The following is a 16,996-nucleotide window of genomic DNA, read 5'->3' on the forward strand; positions in this document are numbered from 1 at the left end:
GCAGACGCGGTTCTCGGCCACGGCACGAGCACCACAAGGGAGCGTGTTAACAAGATGTACCAGCAGATATCGTCTGCGTAAAGTCTGTTAACATTTTTTCACACGCAGGCTGCCGGGGAACTCCACCCGGTACCGCACCCCCCAACGCAAGGAGGTCCGATGCCGACCCTCGGGGCCATCGCCGACGACTTCACCGGAGCAACCGATCTCGCCACGATGCTTGTCGCCCGGGGCCACAGGACCGTCGTGGCCGTGGGCCCCGACGCCTGCTCCGACGGCCGGGGGGAGACGGCCGTGCGTGACGCGGACGCGGTGGTGGTGGCACTCAAGTCGCGCACCGCGCCCGTGGAGGAGGCCGTCGCCACGTCACTCGCTGCCCTGCGTGCCCTGCGCGCGTCCGGCTGCGAGCGCTTCTACTTCAAGTACTGCTCCACCTTCGACTCCACCCCGCGCGGCAACATCGGCCCGGTGACCGACGCGCTCCTCGCGGAGCTGGGCGAACACCGCACGGTCGTCGTCCCCTCCTTCCCCGCGACCGGACGCACCGTCCGCGACGGCCTCCTCCTCGTCCATGGCGAGCTCCTCGAAGAGAGCCCCATGCGGCACCACCCGCTCACACCGATGCGCGACTCCCATCTCGGCCGGCTGCTCACCCCGCAGACCGGACACCCGGTCCGCCTCGTCGGGCTCGACACCGTGCGCGAGGGCAGTGACGCGCTGCGCGCCGCCCTGGACGCCCCGGAGCTCGCCGACGCCCTGGTCGTCGTGGACGCCGTGAGCGACGAGGACCTGGTGACCGTCTCGGCGGCCACCGCCGACCTCACCCTCGTCACCGGTGCGGCGGGCCTCGCCCTCGGGCTCACAGGTCCGCACGCCGAAGCCGCCCGCGCCACCCCGGCCTCCCGCCCGGGGGACCCCGGCGTCGTCCTCTCCGGGAGCGCCTCGTCCGCCACCCGCGCCCAGGTCGCCCACGCCCGCGCACACCTGCCGCACCGCAAGCTCGACCTGACCGCCCTGCGCGCCGACTTCACCGGTACGGTCGCCGGACTCGTCGCCTTCGCCCGCCGGGCCTGGGACGACGACCCGGGAAAGCCGCCCCTGATCTACGCTGTCGACGACCTGGGCGACCTCGAACAGCAGGCGCCCCAGCAGGCCACGCCCGCGTCCGAACTGGTCGAGCTGGCCCTCGCCACCTGCGCCGGCGACCTGGTCGCGGCAGGTGCGCGCCGCCTCCTCGTGGCCGGCGGCGAGACCTCGGGAGCCGTCGTCACCGCGCTCGGCATCCGCACCCTGGCCATCGGCACGCCCATCGCGCCCGGTGTGACCTGGGCGCGGGCAGAAGGCCGGGCGCAGGGCCGGGACCACGCCGTGGATCTCGCCCTGAAGTCGGGCAACTTCGGCGACACCACCATCTTCACGGAAGCCTGGAGCGCGCTGGCATGAGCGACCCCCGCACCGATCTCGCCGCCGCGGGCGCCCGGCTGGCGGCCCTCGGACTCAGCCCGGGTTCCTCCGGCAACCTCAGCGTCCGGGCCGGCGACCGCATCCTCATCACCCCCACCGGCGCCGACCTCGCCGAGATCGACCCCGACGGGCTCAGCGAGCTCGCCATCGACGGCACCCACATCGACGGACCGCGTCCGTCGAAGGAGTTCCCCCTGCACAGCGCCTTCTACCGGCGCGACGCCGGCACCCGCGCCGTCGTCCATCTGCACGCCCGACACTCCACGGCGGTCTCCTGCATCCCCCCATGGTCGCCCAGGAGCGCGATACCGCCGCTGACCCCGTACTTCGTGATGCGCGTGGGCCAGACCCCGCTCGTCCCGTACGCCCCGCCGGGCGACGCCGACCAGGCCGAGGACCTGGCCGGGCTGCCCTTCCCGCTCCGCGCCGCGCTCCTCCAGAACCACGGGCCCGTACTCGCCGGCCCCACCATGGCCAGCGCCGTGGAAGCCGCGGTGGAGCTCGAAGAGGTGTCCGCCCTGCTCCTCGCCCTGGGGGAACGGTCCCCTCGCCTGCTCACACCCGAGGAGGCGGGCGCGCTCGCGGAGAAGTACGACTCGCCGTGGGGCGACAGCTGACACCGTCCGGCGCGGCGGCGGTCCGGGTGAGGAGCGTCTCACCCGCCCGCCGCCGCTTGCTATGCAACCAGTTGCATAGAACGATCGGGGCATGGCCCTCGAACACGCGATCCTCGTATCCCTGCTGGAGCAGCCGGGTTCGGGCTATGAACTCGCCCGGAGGTTCGAGCGGTCCATCGGATACTTCTGGACCGCCACCCACCAGCAGATCTACCGCGTCCTCAAGCGCATGGAGAGCGAAGGCCTGCTGGATGTGCGCGACATCGAGCAGGAGCGCCGGCCGGACAAGAAGGAGTACTCCGTCGCCGGACCCGGGCGCACCGTCCTCTCCGGCTGGCTGCACGAACCGATCGAACCCGAGAGCCTGCGCCACGACCTCGCCGTGAAGATCCGTGGCGCGGCCTTCGACGACCCGGCCGCTCTGCTCCAGGAGGTCGAGCGGCACCACCGGGTGCACAGTGACAGGCTCGCGCACTATCTGGCCGGGGAACTCCGTGACTTCACCGGCCCCGACGCACCCGTACCGCTCGACGCGGGGCAGGAGCTCCAGCACGTCGTACTGCGCGGCGGCATCGCCTACGAGCGCATGACGGTCGCCTGGCTCGACGACGTACTCGCCACGCTCCACCGGCTCGGCTCGGCCGGCCGGCGCATCTGAACCGTACCGACCCCTCCCGCCCGTACCCCCCCGGAAGGCGTTCCACCATGGCCGACCCGCTGCTGTTCCACCCGCGTGCCTACGACCCGGCGCGCTTCGACCCCGAGACCCGCAGGCTGCTGCGCGCCACCATCGACTGGTTCGAGGACCGCGGCAAGCGCCGGATCATCGAGGACTACAGGTCACGCGCCTGGCTGGGGGAGTTCCTCGGCTTCGCCGCGAAGGAAGGCCTGTTCGCCACCTTCCTCACCCCCGCCTCCGCCGCCGGGCGCGAGGACCAGCGCTGGGACACCGCCCGGATCGCCGCGCTCAACGAGATCTTCGGGTTCTACGGACTCGACTACTGGTACGCCTGGCAGGTGACCATCCTCGGTCTCGGCCCCGTCTGGCAGAGCGACAACCAGGCCGCCCGTGACCGCGCCGCCGAACTCCTCGCCCAGGGCGAGGTGTTCGCCTTCGGCCTGTCGGAGAAGGCACACGGCGCCGACATCTACTCCACCGACATGCTGCTGACACCGGACGGCGACGGCGGGTTCCTGGCCACCGGCTCCAAGTACTACATAGGCAACGGCAACGCCGCCGGCCTCGTCTCCGTCTTCGGCAGGCGCACCGACGTCGAAGGCCCCGACGGCTACGTCTTCTTCGCGGCCGACAGCCGCCACGACGCCTACCACCTCGTGAAGAACGTCGTCGACTCCTCCAAGTACGTCAGCGAGTTCCGCCTCGACGGCTACCCGGTCGGCCCCGACGACGTCCTGCACACCGGCCGCGCCGCCTTCGACGCAGCCCTCAACACCGTCAACGTGGGCAAGTTCAACCTCTGCACGGCCTCCATCGGCATCTGCGAGCACGCGATGTACGAGGCCGTCACCCACGCGCAGAACCGCATCCTCTACGGCCGCCCCGTGACCGCCTTCCCGCATGTGCGCCGCGAGCTGGCCGACGCCTACGTCCGGCTCGTCGGCATGAAGCTGTTCAGCGACCGCGCCGTCGACTACTTCCGCTCGGCCGGACCCGACGACCGCCGGTATCTGCTGTTCAACCCGATGACGAAGATGAAGGTGACCACGGAGGGCGAGAAGGTCATCGACCTGATGTGGGACGTCATCGCGGCCAAGGGCTTCGAGAAGGACACCTACTTCGCCCAGGCGGCCGTGGAGATCCGGAGCCTGCCCAAGCTGGAGGGCACGGTCCACGTCAACCTCGCCCTCATCCTGAAGTTCCTGCGCAACCACCTGCTCGACCCGGCCGGCTACGAGCCCGTGCAGACGCGCCTGGACGCCGCCGACGACGCGTTCCTCTTCCGGCAGGGACCGGCCCGCGGTCTCGGCTCCGTACGCTTCCACGACTGGCGCCCGGCCTACGACGCCTACGCCTCCGTCCCCAACGTCGCCCGCTTCCGCGAGCAGGCCGACGCACTGTGCGACTTCGTGTCCCGGGCCGCGCCCGACGAGCGGCAGAGCCGGGACCTGGACTTCCTGCTGTCCGTCGGTCAGCTCTTCGCGCTGGTGGTCCACGGACAACTGATCCTGGAGCAGGCCGAGCTGACGGGTCTGGACGAGGACGTGCTCGACGAGCTGTTCTCCGTGCTCGTCCGTGACTTCTCCGCGCACGCCGTGGAGCTGCACGGCAAGGACTCGGCGACCACGGAACAGCAGCGGTGGGCCCTCGACGCGGTACGGCGTCCCGTCGTCGACGACGCCCGCTCGGCGCGGGTCTGGGACCGCGTCGAGGCACTGTCCGGGTCGTACGAGATGGCTCCGTAGGAGGTACGGTCCCGCCGGACCGCATCGCCTGCGCGCCAGGGGGCATATGGAAGGTCCGGCGGCCGGATCGAGCCGACCGCCGAGGAGGAGGCGATCATGGAAACGGTCTGGGCAGTTCCGGCACAGGTGGACCGCTCGCTGGGCGACGACGTGATCGGATACGGCGTCGAAGCGGAGGACGGGAGCATCGGAACCGTCATCAGACTCTCGCCGGTACCGGGATTCGGGCACCTGGTGATAGACGCGGGCGTCTGGAGATTCGGGAGAAGCGTGGTCGTGCCCGCGGGCCTGGTGACGGCTGTCGACGACAGCAGGAGGACGATCAAGGTCGGATGCACCAAGGATCAGATCAAGGACGCCCCGCGCTTCGAACGTGATCAGGACACCGGCGACCTCTACTACCTCCGGCATCTCGGCGCCTACTACGAATCCCTGACGGCCGCCCCGGAGTGAATCCGGTGCCCGGGGCGTCGCCGGATTCACCGGTGACGCCCCGACGGCTGTTCACCGGCCCGGAGTACCGACGGCGGACGGGCGCATACCGAGCATGGTGTCGGCGGCATGAAGGGCCTGCGGAACGGCCTTGGCACCGGTCAGGACACACAGGGTGCGTGAGGCGTCCTCGGTGGCCCGCGCCGTCGCGGCCGTGGAGCGGCGCGCGTCCTCGATGCGTGCGTCGGCGTAGCGGGCCAGAGCGACCCTCAGATCCTGAGGACTGGGTTTCAGCACAGCGGGTTCTCCTCTGTTCGGGGCACGTCCGATGGACGCTCCTACCCGCTCGCGAGCGGGATAGCCCCTCGCCTGCGTGTACACCACCGGTTGTCGGCCGGGACGTTCTACCGTTCACCGATGCGGTCTGTCTCCTGGTGGGTCCTGATCTCCTCGGTGTGCGCCCCGATCCTGCTCGTCGGCGGGTGGGCGGTCGCGGCATGGCTTCAGGGACCCGGTTACGACCCCGCGTCGACGACGATCAGCATCCTGGCTGCCGACGGCGCCGCCGGGTACTGGGTGATGACATCGGCCCTGGTCGCCCTCGGAGCCTGTCATGTGGTCACCGCCTGCGGCCTGCGACCCGCCGCGCCGTTCGGGCGGGTGGCGCTGGCCGGCGGCGGGATCGCGGCGATGCTGCTGGCCCTGTTCCCGGCTCCGAGCAGTGGCGGCTCATACCCCCACGGTGTGATCGTGACCGTGGGCTTCTCGCTCCTCGCGGTGTGGCCGGTGCTGGCCGTGCGACGCGGCACCCTCGTCCCGCGGACCATGTCAGGACCGGGCGCGGCCGGAATCGTGCGTGCGATGACCCCGCCGTGGGGGCTGCGGCTGCGGCCGTCCGTGGCGGCGGCCGCGCTGATGTGGCTCGGCGGCGCCTGGTTCCTGCTCGCCCTCCTCGTGTTCGACATCGCCGGCGCGGCCGAACGCGTCATCACCTTCGCGCAGTCGCTCTGGCCGCTCGTGGTGGTTCTCTCCTGCGTACGGCACCGGGAGCGGCAGGCAGCCTGAGCCACCGTCGGCCGGCCGCCCCCGGGACGGCGGGGCTACGGCTTGCGGCCCACCGCCACATAGCCGGGGCTCACGATGTCGTCCTGGCCGGGGACCGGCTCACCGAGCTCGGGGTGCCAGACCTCGGCCGCCGTGATGCCGGGCTCGACGACGTCGAGGCCGTCGAAGAAGCGGGCGAACTCGGCCCGGGTGCGGGGCGCCAGAGTGAGCGTGTTCGCCTTGTACATCTTGTCGACCGCACGGGTGGACTCCGGGTGGAAGTCGGCGGTGAGATGGGAGATCGCCACATGGCTGCCCGGCGCGAGCACCTCGGTCAGCCTCTCCACCAGCTCGTATGCGCCGTCCTCGTCGCTGACGAAGTGCAGCAGCGCGATCAGTGAGAGTCCGACAGGGCGGCTGAAGTCCAAGGTCTTGCCAGCCTGTTCGATTATGGCGTCCACATCGCCCGCGTCCGCCTGGACGTAGTCGATGGCGCCTTCCTCGGAGCCCTTCAGCAAGGCCTCGGCGTGGGCCAGGACGATCGGATCGTTGTCGCAGTAGACGATCCGCGAGTCCGGCGCCTCCCGCTGGGCGAGCTGGTGGAGATTCGGCTCGGTGGGGATCCCCGTACCGATGTCGAGGAACTGCCTGATCCCCTGGCCGGTCAGCCAGCGGGTGGCGCGGTGCATGAAGGCCCGGTTCACCTTCGCCATGACCGGAACCCCGGGCTCGACGGCGATCATCTGCCGGCCCAACGCCTCGTCCACCGGGTAGTTGTCCTTGCCCCCGAGGAACCAGTCGTACATCCGGGCGGGATGGGGCCTGCTGGTGTCGATGCGCAGGGAGGGGACAACGTTCTCCGGTCCGGACATGGCGTACTCCAGGTGTGCGTGCGCGACAGCGGTGATCAGCTTTCGAACAGAATAGGCAACGTGAGCGCCAAAAGGTGCAGTGTCGCGTCCAACTCGACCGACAGGGACGGCGGGTAGGGCCGCCGATCCCCACGGCCCGGAGAAGTACCGGCCGTCAGCCGGCGCTGTCGGGGGCCACCGCGCGCCCGGTCAGAGGGGAGATCATGCCGGCGCACAGCCCCCGGCCCGCCAGGTCCTGTGCGATGCGCGGGAGCGCGGCGACCGTGTTGGCCGGCCAGTCGTGCATGAGGATGATCTGACCGTCGGTGAGCCGCGCGTTGGCCTGCACGATCGCGTCGGTGCTCGCGCCGTTCCAGTCCTGGGAGTCGACGTCCCAGATGATCTGGGTCAGGCCGTACGAAGCCGCGGTGGCCTGCACGGTCGCGTCGGTCTCGCCGTACGGCGGGCGGAACAGTTTCGGCGTGCCCCCGCCGCCGTCGGCGATGGCCTGCTGGGTCCGGGAGATCTCCGAGTCGACCTGGTCCTGGCTCAGTCCGGTCAGATGCGGGTGGGTGTAGGTGTGGTTGCCGACCCACATGCCGGCGTCGACCTGTGCCCGCACCCGGGCCGGGTCGGCGGCGGCGTACTCGCCCTGGTTGAACATTGTGGCCCGCAGCCCGTTCTGCGTCAGGGCGGCGAGCAGGCCCGCGGTGCTGCCTGACGGGCCGTCGTCGAAGGTGAGCCCGACGTACCCGTTGCAGGCGGCGGCGCGGGATGCGGCGGCGTGGGACGGGGTGGTGTCCACGGCGACGGTGGCGGTCGCGGCCAGCGTGGCCACGGTCAGTGCGGTGATCACCGGCCGTAGGGACAGACGTGGCGTGATGCGCATGGAAGAACCCTTCTCGAGGTCTGCCGACGGCGTCAGTTTTGAACTGACCCTGTCAAGTGTCAATGGTTTCGGCAAGAATTACGAAACCGTCGGAGGTCGAAGCTAGGTGCCGTGGGGGTGATTGTCCCGCTCGGGGGCATGGTGTGCCGGCGTGGAGAGTGGGTGGGTGTCGATTCTCGGGAGAGGTGACTCGGCGTTCGCTCCCCCTCGTGCCGAAAGTTTCGGTAGCTCGGGGTGTCGAACTGAATAGCTATCGTTATTTGCCTAGAGGTATTAGGTAAATGCATAATCGAACTTGCCGGACCGGATCCGCCGGGTCAGGCGAAGGAGAGGGATGGCCATGGCGAGAGCAGGACTGACCGCTGAACGCCTCACGCTGGCCGGGGCGGACATGGCCGACGAGGTCGGCTTCGACAAGGTGACCGTCGCGGCACTCGCCCGGCAGTTCGGTGTCAAGGACGCGAGTCTCTACTCGCACCTGAAGAACTCCCAGGACCTCAGGACGAGGATCGCCCTGCTGGCCCTGGCGGAACTGGCCGACCATGTCTCCGCCGCGCTGGCAGGCAGGGCGGGCAAGGACGCACTGGAGGCGTCCGCGAACGCCTACCGCGACTACGCCAGGGAGCACCCGGGCCGCTACGCCGCCGCGCAGCTGAGGCTCGACCCGGAAGTCGCGGCCGCCAGTGCCGGCGTCAGGCATGCCCGGATGACGCGCGCGATCCTGCGTGGCTACGACCTGTCCGAACCGGACCAGACGCACGCGGTCCGGCTGCTGGGCAGCGTCTTCCACGGCTACATCACCATGGAAGCGGGCGGCAGCTTCAGCCACAGCGACCCGGGCACGGAGGAGACCTGGGTGCGTGTCCTGGACGCACTGGACGCCCTGCTGCGCAACTGGCCCGCTCCGACGGGCGGCGGAAAATGAGCACCGGCGAACTGTTGACCACCCCCCTCACCGCGGATCTCCTGCGTGGCGCCCTCGATCCGGAGCACACCGAGCGAGGTCTGCTGCCGCACCGCCTGCCCGCCCGGGCGCGCGCCCAGAACACCGACGGCCGGCTGGCGACGGCCCAGTCCCAGCCCTCCGGGGTGCGGCTGGTCCTGCGGACCCGGGCGACCGTCGTGGAGCTGGACACGCTGCCCACCAAACGGGTGTACGTGGGCGTCCCGCCCCGGCCCGACGGGGTCTACGACCTGCTGGTCGACGGCCGGCTCACGGACCGGTCCCATGTGCCGGGCGGCAACATCCTGACCATCGACATGACCACCGGATCGGCCGAGGTCACACCGGGGCCGGCGGGAACCCTCCGCTTCGACGGCCTGCCCGCCGAGCTGAAGGTCGTCGAGATCTGGCTGCCGCACAACGAGACCACCGAGCTGATCGCGCTGCGCACCGATGCGCCCGTGGAGCCCGTCCCGGCCCCGGACCGGAGGGTGTGGCTGCACCACGGCAGCTCGATCAGCCACGGTTCGGACGCCGCGAGTCCCACCACCACCTGGCCCGCACGGGCCGCCGCCATCGGCGGGGTGGAGCTGATCAACCTGGGGTTCGGCGGCGGCGCCCTGCTCGACCCGTTCACCGCCCGGGCGCTACGCGACACACCCGCGGACCTGATCAGCGTCAAGCTCGGCATCAACCTGGTCAACGCCGACCTGATGCGCCTGCGGGCGTTCACCCCGGCGGTCCACGGCTTCCTGGACACCATCCGTGAAGGCCACCCCACCACTCCGCTGCTGGTCGTCTCGCCCCTCCTGTGCCCCATCCACGAGGACACGCCGGGTCCCGCCGTACCGGACCTCAGCGGCATCGCCGAGGGGAAGCTGAGATTCCGGGCCTCGGGAGACCCCGCCGAGACCGCCGCGGGAAAGCTCACCCTCGGCGTCATCAGGGAGGAGCTCGCCCGTATCGTCGCGCAGCGGGCGGTGGGCGACCCGCACATCCGCCACCTCGACGGCCGCGAGCTCTACGGCGAGAAGGACTTCGCCGAGCTGCCGCTCCCCGACGCGCTGCACCCCGACGCCGCTGCGCACCTCCGTATCGGCGAGCGCTTCGCCGATCTGGTGCTCCGCGCCGGCTGAGCCAATCGGCTCTGCTCGGGCAGGGGCCGGTTGAGAGCGGGGAGCCGCAGGGGCATTCTTGGACAAAGGTCGCATGGATGTGTCTGTGGGCGGCCTGACCAGGCGGGAGGACGAGTGATCGGCCCGTGAGCATGGACGAGACGGAGCCCGCCGGTCCACCCGCGGGCGGGGGCGCGCCCGAAGCCGCGGGTGACGGGCGGGCCGCCGACGTGCCGTCCGACGCCTTGCGCTGCCGGATCCTGGAGCAGCTGCCGGTGATGGTGGCGTACTTCGACCGGCACGAGAGATTCGCCATGGCCAACACCGCGTCGCTCGCCATGCTCGGCAAGGACGAGGCCTCCATGATCGGACTGCGGCCGGGGGAGTCGGGGCCCGGGGTGGTCGTGCAGGGCGGCGAAGGCCTCCAGGAAGCGATCGACCGGGTGCTGCGGACCGGCCAGGGCGAGCCCTACGAGACATACCTGGTGATAGGGGACCACGAGCACGTATGGCAGGCGGCGCTCTCTCCGGTGCGGGACGCCGCAGGTGAGGTCCAGGGCGTGTCCGTCGTGACCCTCGACACCACCGAACAGTTCTGGGCGAGGAAGCGCCTGGCCGTGCTCAACAAGGCCAGCAGACGTATCGGCAGCACCCTGGATGTGGGCCGCACCGCCGAGGAGCTGGCGGAGCTCGCCATCGAGGACTTCGCGGACTTCGTCGCGGTCGACCTGCTCTCCGAGGTGCTCAGGGGCGACGAGGCGCGTTCGGTGATGAGCAGCGACTCGATCGGCTTCCACCGGGTGGCCCAGCAGTCCGTGCTCGAAGGATGTCCCGAGGCCGTCGTCCCGCTCGGCGGCATCCACGCCTACGACCGGGAATCCGAGGTGGGCCGCGCACTGGTCCACGGAGAACCGGCGCGCTTCACCGTCGACGAGGAGTCGCTGCGGCGCTGGACGGGGGGCGACCCCGCGCGGACGCGAAGCCTCCTGGACAACAAGATCCACTCGGTGCTGCTGGTCCCGCTTCAGGCCCGTGGTGTCACCCTCGGCATCGCCCTGTTCTGCCGGCACCGCACCCCCGGGGCGTTCGGCGCCGCCGATCTGCAGCTTGCCGTCGAGCTGGTGTCGCGGGCGGCCGTCTGCGTGGACAACGCACGCCGGTACACCCGCGAGCGCGCCACGGCACTCGCCCTGCAACGCAGCCTGCTGCCCCGGCGGGCGGTCCGCCAGCAGGCGGTCGAGGTCGTGGCCCGCTACCTCCCGAGCGCCAGCGGCACGGGCATCGGAGGTGACTGGTTCGACGTCATCCCGCTGTCCGGCGCCCGGGTCGCGCTCGTGGTCGGCGACGTCGTCGGCCACGGATTGCACGCCTCGGCCACCATGGGCAGACTCCGCACCGCCGTACGGACGCTCGCCGATGTCGACCTCGCTCCCGTGGAGCTGCTCACCCAGCTCGACGACCTGGTGCTCACGCTGGACCGGGAGCAGCCGGCGGACAGCGCCGACGGCGGGCAGGTCGCCGGCGCGACCTGCCTCTACGCCGTCTACGACCCGGCGACAGGCCACCTCATGATGGCCAGGGCGGGCCACCCCGAGCCGATGCTGACCCGGCCCGACGGCACCGTCAGCCAGCTGGAGCTGCCCACCGGGCCGCCGCTCGGAGTGGGCGGCCTGACCTTCGAGGGGGCCGAGTACCAGCTGCCCGAGGGCAGCAGGCTCGCCCTGTACACGGACGGTCTGATCGAGACGGCGGGCCGCGACGTCGACACCGCGCTGGCCGAGCTCCGTGAGGTGCTCGGCCGTCCCGCCCTCTCCCTCGAACAGACCTGCGACGCGGTCATGGACGCGCTGGTTCCCGAGCAGCCGGAGGACGACATCGCCCTGCTGCTGGCCCGCACCCGGCGCCTCGACGCCGGCCACTACGCCGCGTGGGAGTTCCCCGCCGATCCGGCCATCGTCTCCAACGCCCGTGAGCGGGCCGCCGTACAGCTCGCCGCATGGGGTCTGGACGACGCGGTGTTCACCACCGAGCTGGTGGTCAGCGAGCTGGTCACCAACGCCATCCGTTACGGGGGCGACCCCATCCGGCTCCGTCTCATCCGGGACACCGCGCTGATCTGCGAGGTCTTCGACGGCAGCAGCACCGCCCCCCATCTGCGCCGCGCCCGTATCTATGACGAGGGCGGACGCGGCCTCCTGCTCGTCGCGAGTCTCACCGAGCGCTGGGGCACCCGCTACACCAGTACGGGCAAGACCATCTGGGCCGAACAGCCGCTGCCGGACACCGAGGACGACCTGGTCTGAGGTCGGGGGGCGGGGCCTTCGACCGTTTTTTTATCAGGCCGCCGGGGCCGGGTAGGTCGGATACTCGACCCCCGAGACGTGCTGGACGACCCGGACGACCTGGGACGAGTAGCCGAACTCGTTGTCGTACCAGAGGTAGAGGATCGCGTTGTCCCCCTCGACCTTGGTGGCTCCGGCATCGACGATCGAGGCGTGGCGCGAGCCGATGAAGTCGCTCGACACCGCGTCGGGGGCGGTGATGAAGTCGATCTGGCGCCTGAGCGGCGAGGTCAGGGACACATCGCGGAGATGTTCGAGCACCTCGTCGCGGTCGGTGGCCCGCGCGAGCTGAAGGTTCAGGATCGCGATCGAGACGTCCGGCACCGGGACCCGGATGGAGCTGCCGGTGATCTTCGCGTCGAGGTCGGGAAGCGCCTTGGCGACGGCGGAAGCGGCGCCCGTCTCGGTGATGACCATGTTGAGCGCCGCCGAGCGGCCCCGTCGGTCCGAGTTGTGGTAATTGTCCAGCAGGTTCTGGTCGTTGGTGAACGAGTGGACCGTCTCCACATGGCCGCGCAGCACGCCGTACTCGTCCGCCATCGCCTTCAGCGGCGGGACGATCGCGTTGGTGGTGCAGGAGGCGCAGGAGATGATCTGCTCGTCCGGCTTGATCATGTCGTGGTTGACACCGTGCACGATGTTGGGGACATCGCCCTTGCCCGGCGCGGTCAGGACGACCTTCGCGATGCCGGGGCGCAGATGCCGGGACAGGCCCTCGCGGTCGCGCCAGCGGCCGGTGTTGTCGATGAGGATGGCGTCCTTGATGCCGTGCGCCGTGTAGTCCACCGACGTCGGGTCGTCGGAGTAGATCACCTGGATCTCGTTGCCGTTGGCGATGATCCTGTCGTTCGCCTCGTCGACGGTGATCGTGCCCTGGAACTGGCCGTGGATGGAGTCACGGCGCAGCAGGGAGGCGCGCTTCACCAGGTCCTGTCCCGCGCTGCGGCGCACGACGACGGCGCGCAGCCGCAGGCCGTTCCCCGAACCGGTCTTCTCGATCAGCAGACGGGCGAGGAGGCGGCCGATGCGGCCGAATCCGTAGAGGACCACGTCACGCGCCTCGCGGCGGTCCGTCTTGTTGGCGCCCGTCGCGCCGGCCACCGCCTCGGCGGTGAAGTCGGCCACCGACAGGCCGCGTCCGTCGGTCCGGTACGTCGCGGCGAGCATGCCGAGATCGATCTGCGACGGGCCGAGGTCGAGCGCCGTGAGGGCGTGCAGGAAGGGCAGCGTCTCGGTGACCGAGAGCTCCTCGCCGGCTATCTGCCGGGCGAACCGGTGGGTCTTGAGGATGCTGACCACCGACTTGTTCACCAGGGAGCGGCTGTGGAGCAGGATCGTGACGTCCCGCTCCCGGTGCAGCTTCCCGATGATCGGGATCATCGACTCCGCGATCTCCTCACGGGTCTTCCAACGGGTGAACGTGTCCTCGGTGGCAGTCACAAGTCCATCTTTCGAGCTAGGCGGTGCTCATATGTTAACCATGCCGCGCCCGAGGCCTGAGATCGGCCCGGGCGCGGCATCGTGGCACCTGCGCTCGGGGCTACCGCGCCGCCTCTACCGCGCGGCGGCCGAGGCCCGGTCGACGGCGGACGCCTGAGCGGCCCACCACCGGGGGCGCTCACCAGGGGAGCGGCCCCGAGGCGTCGAAGTAGCCCCCGGTCGGTCCGTCCTGTCCCACCTGCGCCATACGGACGATGATCCCGGCCCCTTCCTCGACGGTCTGCGTGCCCCGGTGCCCGTTGAGGTCGGTGGCGGTGAAGCCGGGCTCCACCGCATTGATCCGGATGCCGGGGAAGGCCTTCGCGTACTGCACGGTGATCATGTTGAGCGCGGTCTTGGAGGCCGGGTAGGCGACACCGGGGTACGCGTGGGTGGGTGTGTCCGGTGCGCTCACCATGGTCAGCGAGGCCAGGCCGCTGCTCACGTTGACCACCACCGGCGCGGCGGACCGGAGCAGCAGCGGCAGGAACGCGTGGGTGACACGCACCGGGCCGTAGACGTTCGTCTCGAACAGCGGCCGCAGGGTGTCCACGGTCGTGTCCCCGGCGCCGACGACCGTCCCCTCGACCCCGGCGTTGTTGATCAGTACGTCGAGCCCGCCGTCGGCCTCGACGCTCTTCGCCGCCTCGGCGACGGACGTCTCGTCGGTGACGTCGATGTGGACCAGGCGTGCGCCCAGCCGTTCGGCGGCCTGCCGCCCCCGCTCGGCGTCCCGGCTGCCGACGTACACGGTGTGTCCCGCCTCGATGAGCCTGCGGGCGGTCTCGAAGCCGAGACCCTTGTTCGCTCCTGTGATCAGTGTGGTGGTCATGGACCCAGACTCGCGCCGCACGGCGGGCCCGGCCAGTCGCCTGCTTTTCCTGGGACCACCGGTACCAGGACGGGCGCGGGCCGGCCGTGCACACTGGGGACATGGCGACGGCGGAATTCGGCAAGGCGGTGCGCCGCCGGCGCGACAGGGTGGCACCCGGCGACGCGGGGCTGCCCGCCGGCGGGCGACGGCGTGCGGTCGGTCTGCGCCGTGAGGAGCTGGCGCTGCTGGCCGGGATCTCCGTCGACTACGTCACCCGCCTCGAACAGGGCCGGGCCTCCCACCCCTCGGCGCAGGTCGTCGAGGCCCTGGCCGGAGCGCTGCGGATGCCGGGGGAGGAACGCACCCAGCTGTTCCAGCTGGCAGGTCTCGCCCCACCAGGCCCTGACACGGTGCCCGCGTACATCCCGCCGAGCGTGCACCGGATGCTGGACAGGCTGGCCGGGACCCCGGTCGCGGTGTACGACGCGACCTGGACCCTGCTGCTGGCCAACCCGCCGTACACGGCGCTGATGGGCGACCCCTCGCAGTGGCGCGGCAACGCGCGCAACGCGGTGTGGCGCAATCTCGTCGGCCCGCCCGGCCGCGCCCGGTACACCCCGGAGGCCCGTGCGCGTTTCGAGGCCGCCCTGGTCTCGGACCTGCGCACGGCCGCCGTCCGCTATCCGGCCGACGAGCGGCTGAAGCAGCTGGTCGATGATCTGCGCGCGCACAGCGCCCGGTTCGCCGGACTGTGGGATTCCGGAGCGTCGGGGCGGCACGAGGCGGCGCGCAAGACCATCGACCACCCGGACGCGGGACCCGTCACCCTGGACTGCGACGTCCTCACGGTGGCGGGCAGCGACCTGCGCATCATGCTCTACACCGCCGAACCCGGCACCGGGGACGCCGGACGCCTCGCGGAGATCACGGCGCCGGCAGCGGTCCGTTGACCGCCCGGTCCCGTTCGAGATGGCTGTGGACACGCCGCAGCAGGGCGGCGAACAGCTCACGCTCCTCGCGGGTCAGCGGGGTGAGGAGGTCCGCCTCGGTCGCGGACACCTCGGTGTTGAGCCGCGCCAGCGCGTACCGGCCCGCCGGCGTGAGGGTGACCTCGATGCGCCGGCGGTCCGAGGTGTCGCGGGCGCACACGACGTAGCCTGCCGTGTCCAGGTCGGTGACGGTCCTGGTCAGATCGCTCTGGTTCATGTCGAGACGCGAGGCCAGATCGCCCTTGGACAGCCGGCCGGCGTCGTCCAGCATGGCCAGGATGGTCAGGTGCCACAGCCGTAGCCCATGAGCCGTCAGGGTGTCGGTGAGCCTGCGCCGTGCGGCCTTGCCCGTCGCGTACATGAGATAGGCGTTGAGGCTCAGCACACTCGACGGCGTCATGCCCGCGGCACGGGGGGCGGGTTCCGCACCCGGAGAGCTCGGCTGCTGCATGGTTCTTCCTATCGTGGCGACGGCCGGGAGGAACCGCGAGATCAGGGCCGGCCGGTGAGGTAGCCGCCCATCGAGGTGAAGTACTCGGTGGCGGGCAGCTCCTGGCCGTCCTCCGTGCGCACCCGGGTGATGGCCAGACCGTGGTTGCGGCCGGTCCTGGCGTCCGCACCGGCGACGATCACCACGCCTTCGCCCTCGCGGTAGAAGATCCTTCCCGGGGTGCCGCCGTAACGGCCCTCCGAGACGACCGCCGTCACGATCTCCAGACGCCTGCCCTTGTGGTAGGTGAACGCGCTGGGATACGGGGCGGACTGCGCGCGCACGAGACGCCCCAGGTCCTCGGCCGGCCAGTTCCAGTCGACGCGGATGTCCTCGGCGGCCCGCTTGTGGAAGAAGGTGGCCTGAGAGCGGTCCTGCCGGGTGAAGTCCGTGCGCCCCGACGCGATCAGGTCGAGCGCCTCCGTGGTCACCGGGGCGATGAGGTCGACGGTCTTGTGGAACAGGTCCGTGGCCGTGTCGGTGGGGCCGACCTCCACGGCGCGCTGCACCACGATGTCGCCCGCGTCGAGTTCGGCGTCCATCATGTGCGCGGTGACGCCCACCTCACGCTCGCCGTTGATCAGCGCCCAGATCAGCGGCGAGAAGCCGGCGTACTTCGGGAGCAGCGAATCGTGCACGTTCAGCGTGCCGTGCGGCGGGAGTCCGTAGATGTGCGGGGGGATCCACGTACGCCAGTTGTTGGCCACGATGATGTCCGGTTCCGCCTCCTTGAGACGGGCGAACAGCTCCTCGTCGTCGGGCCGGTTGCGGATCAGGACGGGTACGCCGTTCTCCTCGGCGAGGTCGGCGACCGAATCGCTCCAGATCTTCTCGTAGGCGTGCTCGCTCCTGGGGTGCGTCACGACCGCCACCACCTCGTGGTCGGAGTCCAGAAGAGCACGCAGGGTCCGGTGCCCCCACGTCTGATAGCCGAACATGACGACCCGCACGAGTTCCTCCTCGGAACGACAACAAGATGCTTAGTTAAGCAAGCCTAACCTAAGTGCGCAATGCCTGTCACCGCAAGGCGAGTTGATGCCCTCCAGTCCCGCCCGTGTCCGATTTGCCCTGTCGACAGCGCGCGAAGATGAGGTTAGCTTTAC

The 16,996-nt window shown here is 70.5% G+C and carries 16 protein-coding genes and 1 pseudogene; 10 read left to right on the forward strand and 7 right to left on the reverse strand.

The window, feature by feature from the left end:
- Positions 1–159 precede the first annotated feature (159 nt).
- The 5 genes from otnK to OG623_RS32785 all read left to right on the forward strand — a co-directional run bounded on the left by otnK (position 160) and on the right by OG623_RS32785 (position 4,958).
- Entirely contained in the window at positions 160–1,443 is a 1,284-nt protein-coding gene (gene otnK / locus OG623_RS32765) for a 3-oxo-tetronate kinase (RefSeq protein ID WP_406151226.1), read from the forward strand.
- The gene (locus OG623_RS32770; RefSeq protein ID WP_406151227.1) at positions 1,440–2,081 is read left to right on the forward strand and encodes a class II aldolase/adducin family protein; all 642 of its coding nucleotides are present in this window, start codon (positions 1,440–1,442) and stop codon (positions 2,079–2,081) included. The genes otnK and OG623_RS32770 overlap by 4 nt, the downstream gene beginning before the upstream one ends.
- 91 nt (positions 2,082–2,172) lie before the next feature.
- Positions 2,173–2,739, forward strand: coding sequence for a PadR family transcriptional regulator (locus OG623_RS32775; RefSeq protein WP_406151228.1), 567 nt, complete (start codon positions 2,173–2,175; stop codon positions 2,737–2,739).
- Positions 2,740–2,786: 47 nt separating this feature from the next.
- Complete coding sequence (locus OG623_RS32780; RefSeq protein ID WP_406151229.1) at positions 2,787–4,505, forward strand: acyl-CoA dehydrogenase family protein; 1,719 nt, start codon at positions 2,787–2,789, stop codon at positions 4,503–4,505.
- A 96-nt stretch (positions 4,506–4,601) separates the two neighbouring features.
- Positions 4,602–4,958, forward strand: a complete 357-nt coding sequence (locus tag OG623_RS32785; protein WP_406151230.1) for a hypothetical protein — start codon at positions 4,602–4,604, stop codon at positions 4,956–4,958.
- A 51-nt stretch (positions 4,959–5,009) separates the two neighbouring features.
- Here the strand turns inward: OG623_RS32785 and OG623_RS32790 are convergent, their stop codons facing one another.
- Positions 5,010–5,234, reverse strand: a complete 225-nt coding sequence (locus tag OG623_RS32790; protein ID WP_406151231.1) for a DUF5133 domain-containing protein — start codon at positions 5,232–5,234, stop codon at positions 5,010–5,012.
- A gap of 120 nt (positions 5,235–5,354) precedes the next feature.
- Between OG623_RS32790 and OG623_RS32795 the strand changes: the two genes are divergently transcribed.
- Positions 5,355–6,002: a DUF998 domain-containing protein gene (locus tag OG623_RS32795; RefSeq protein ID WP_406151232.1), complete on the forward strand. Its 648-nt coding sequence runs from the start codon at positions 5,355–5,357 to the stop codon at positions 6,000–6,002.
- Positions 6,003–6,037: 35 nt separating this feature from the next.
- Here the strand turns inward: OG623_RS32795 and OG623_RS32800 are convergent, their stop codons facing one another.
- Together OG623_RS32800 and OG623_RS32805 are read right to left on the reverse strand one after the other, a co-directional pair.
- Positions 6,038–6,853: an SAM-dependent methyltransferase gene (locus tag OG623_RS32800; protein WP_406151233.1), complete on the reverse strand. Its 816-nt coding sequence runs from the start codon at positions 6,851–6,853 to the stop codon at positions 6,038–6,040.
- 157 nt (positions 6,854–7,010) lie between these two features.
- A pseudogene (locus tag OG623_RS32805) lies at positions 7,011–7,721 on the reverse strand (polysaccharide deacetylase family protein); the annotation flags it as partial.
- Between the two features lie 340 nt (positions 7,722–8,061).
- Here OG623_RS32805 and OG623_RS32810 point away from each other — a divergent pair.
- From OG623_RS32810 to OG623_RS32820, 3 genes are all read left to right on the forward strand, one after another.
- Positions 8,062–8,646 (forward strand): TetR/AcrR family transcriptional regulator, encoded by a 585-nt coding sequence (locus tag OG623_RS32810; RefSeq protein ID WP_406151234.1) that lies wholly within the window; start codon positions 8,062–8,064, stop codon positions 8,644–8,646.
- Positions 8,643–9,800 (forward strand): SGNH/GDSL hydrolase family protein, encoded by a 1,158-nt coding sequence (locus tag OG623_RS32815; protein ID WP_406151235.1) that lies wholly within the window; start codon positions 8,643–8,645, stop codon positions 9,798–9,800. The genes OG623_RS32810 and OG623_RS32815 overlap by 4 nt, the downstream gene beginning before the upstream one ends.
- A gap of 131 nt (positions 9,801–9,931) precedes the next feature.
- The gene (locus tag OG623_RS32820) at positions 9,932–12,082 is read left to right on the forward strand and encodes a SpoIIE family protein phosphatase (protein ID WP_406152111.1); all 2,151 of its coding nucleotides are present in this window, start codon (positions 9,932–9,934) and stop codon (positions 12,080–12,082) included.
- A 33-nt stretch (positions 12,083–12,115) separates the two neighbouring features.
- Here OG623_RS32820 and OG623_RS32825 read toward each other — a convergent pair whose 3' ends face one another.
- Together OG623_RS32825 and OG623_RS32830 are read right to left on the reverse strand one after the other, a co-directional pair.
- Complete coding sequence (locus OG623_RS32825; protein WP_406151236.1) at positions 12,116–13,561, reverse strand: glyceraldehyde-3-phosphate dehydrogenase; 1,446 nt, start codon at positions 13,559–13,561, stop codon at positions 12,116–12,118.
- A gap of 178 nt (positions 13,562–13,739) precedes the next feature.
- On the reverse strand, positions 13,740–14,432 hold the full coding sequence (locus tag OG623_RS32830) for an SDR family NAD(P)-dependent oxidoreductase (protein ID WP_406151237.1): 693 nt from the start codon (positions 14,430–14,432) through the stop codon (positions 13,740–13,742).
- Between the two features lie 101 nt (positions 14,433–14,533).
- Between OG623_RS32830 and OG623_RS32835 the strand changes: the two genes are divergently transcribed.
- Positions 14,534–15,364 carry a helix-turn-helix transcriptional regulator gene (locus tag OG623_RS32835; protein ID WP_406151238.1) on the forward strand — a complete coding sequence of 277 codons (831 nt, stop codon included), beginning with the start codon at positions 14,534–14,536 and terminating at the stop codon, positions 15,362–15,364.
- On the opposite strand, the gene OG623_RS32840 is transcribed toward OG623_RS32835, so the two are convergent.
- Both OG623_RS32840 and OG623_RS32845 read right to left on the reverse strand, forming a co-directional pair.
- Positions 15,339–15,854, reverse strand: coding sequence for a MarR family winged helix-turn-helix transcriptional regulator (locus OG623_RS32840; RefSeq protein ID WP_406151239.1), 516 nt, complete (start codon positions 15,852–15,854; stop codon positions 15,339–15,341). The genes OG623_RS32835 and OG623_RS32840 overlap by 26 nt on opposite strands.
- A gap of 41 nt (positions 15,855–15,895) precedes the next feature.
- Positions 15,896–16,843, reverse strand: coding sequence for a methionyl-tRNA formyltransferase (locus OG623_RS32845; protein ID WP_406151240.1), 948 nt, complete (start codon positions 16,841–16,843; stop codon positions 15,896–15,898).
- Positions 16,844–16,996: the final 153 nt, after the last annotated feature.

It is taken from the genome of Streptomyces sp. NBC_01012 (assembly GCF_045162755.1).
Classification (GTDB): domain Bacteria; phylum Actinomycetota; class Actinomycetes; order Streptomycetales; family Streptomycetaceae; genus Streptomyces.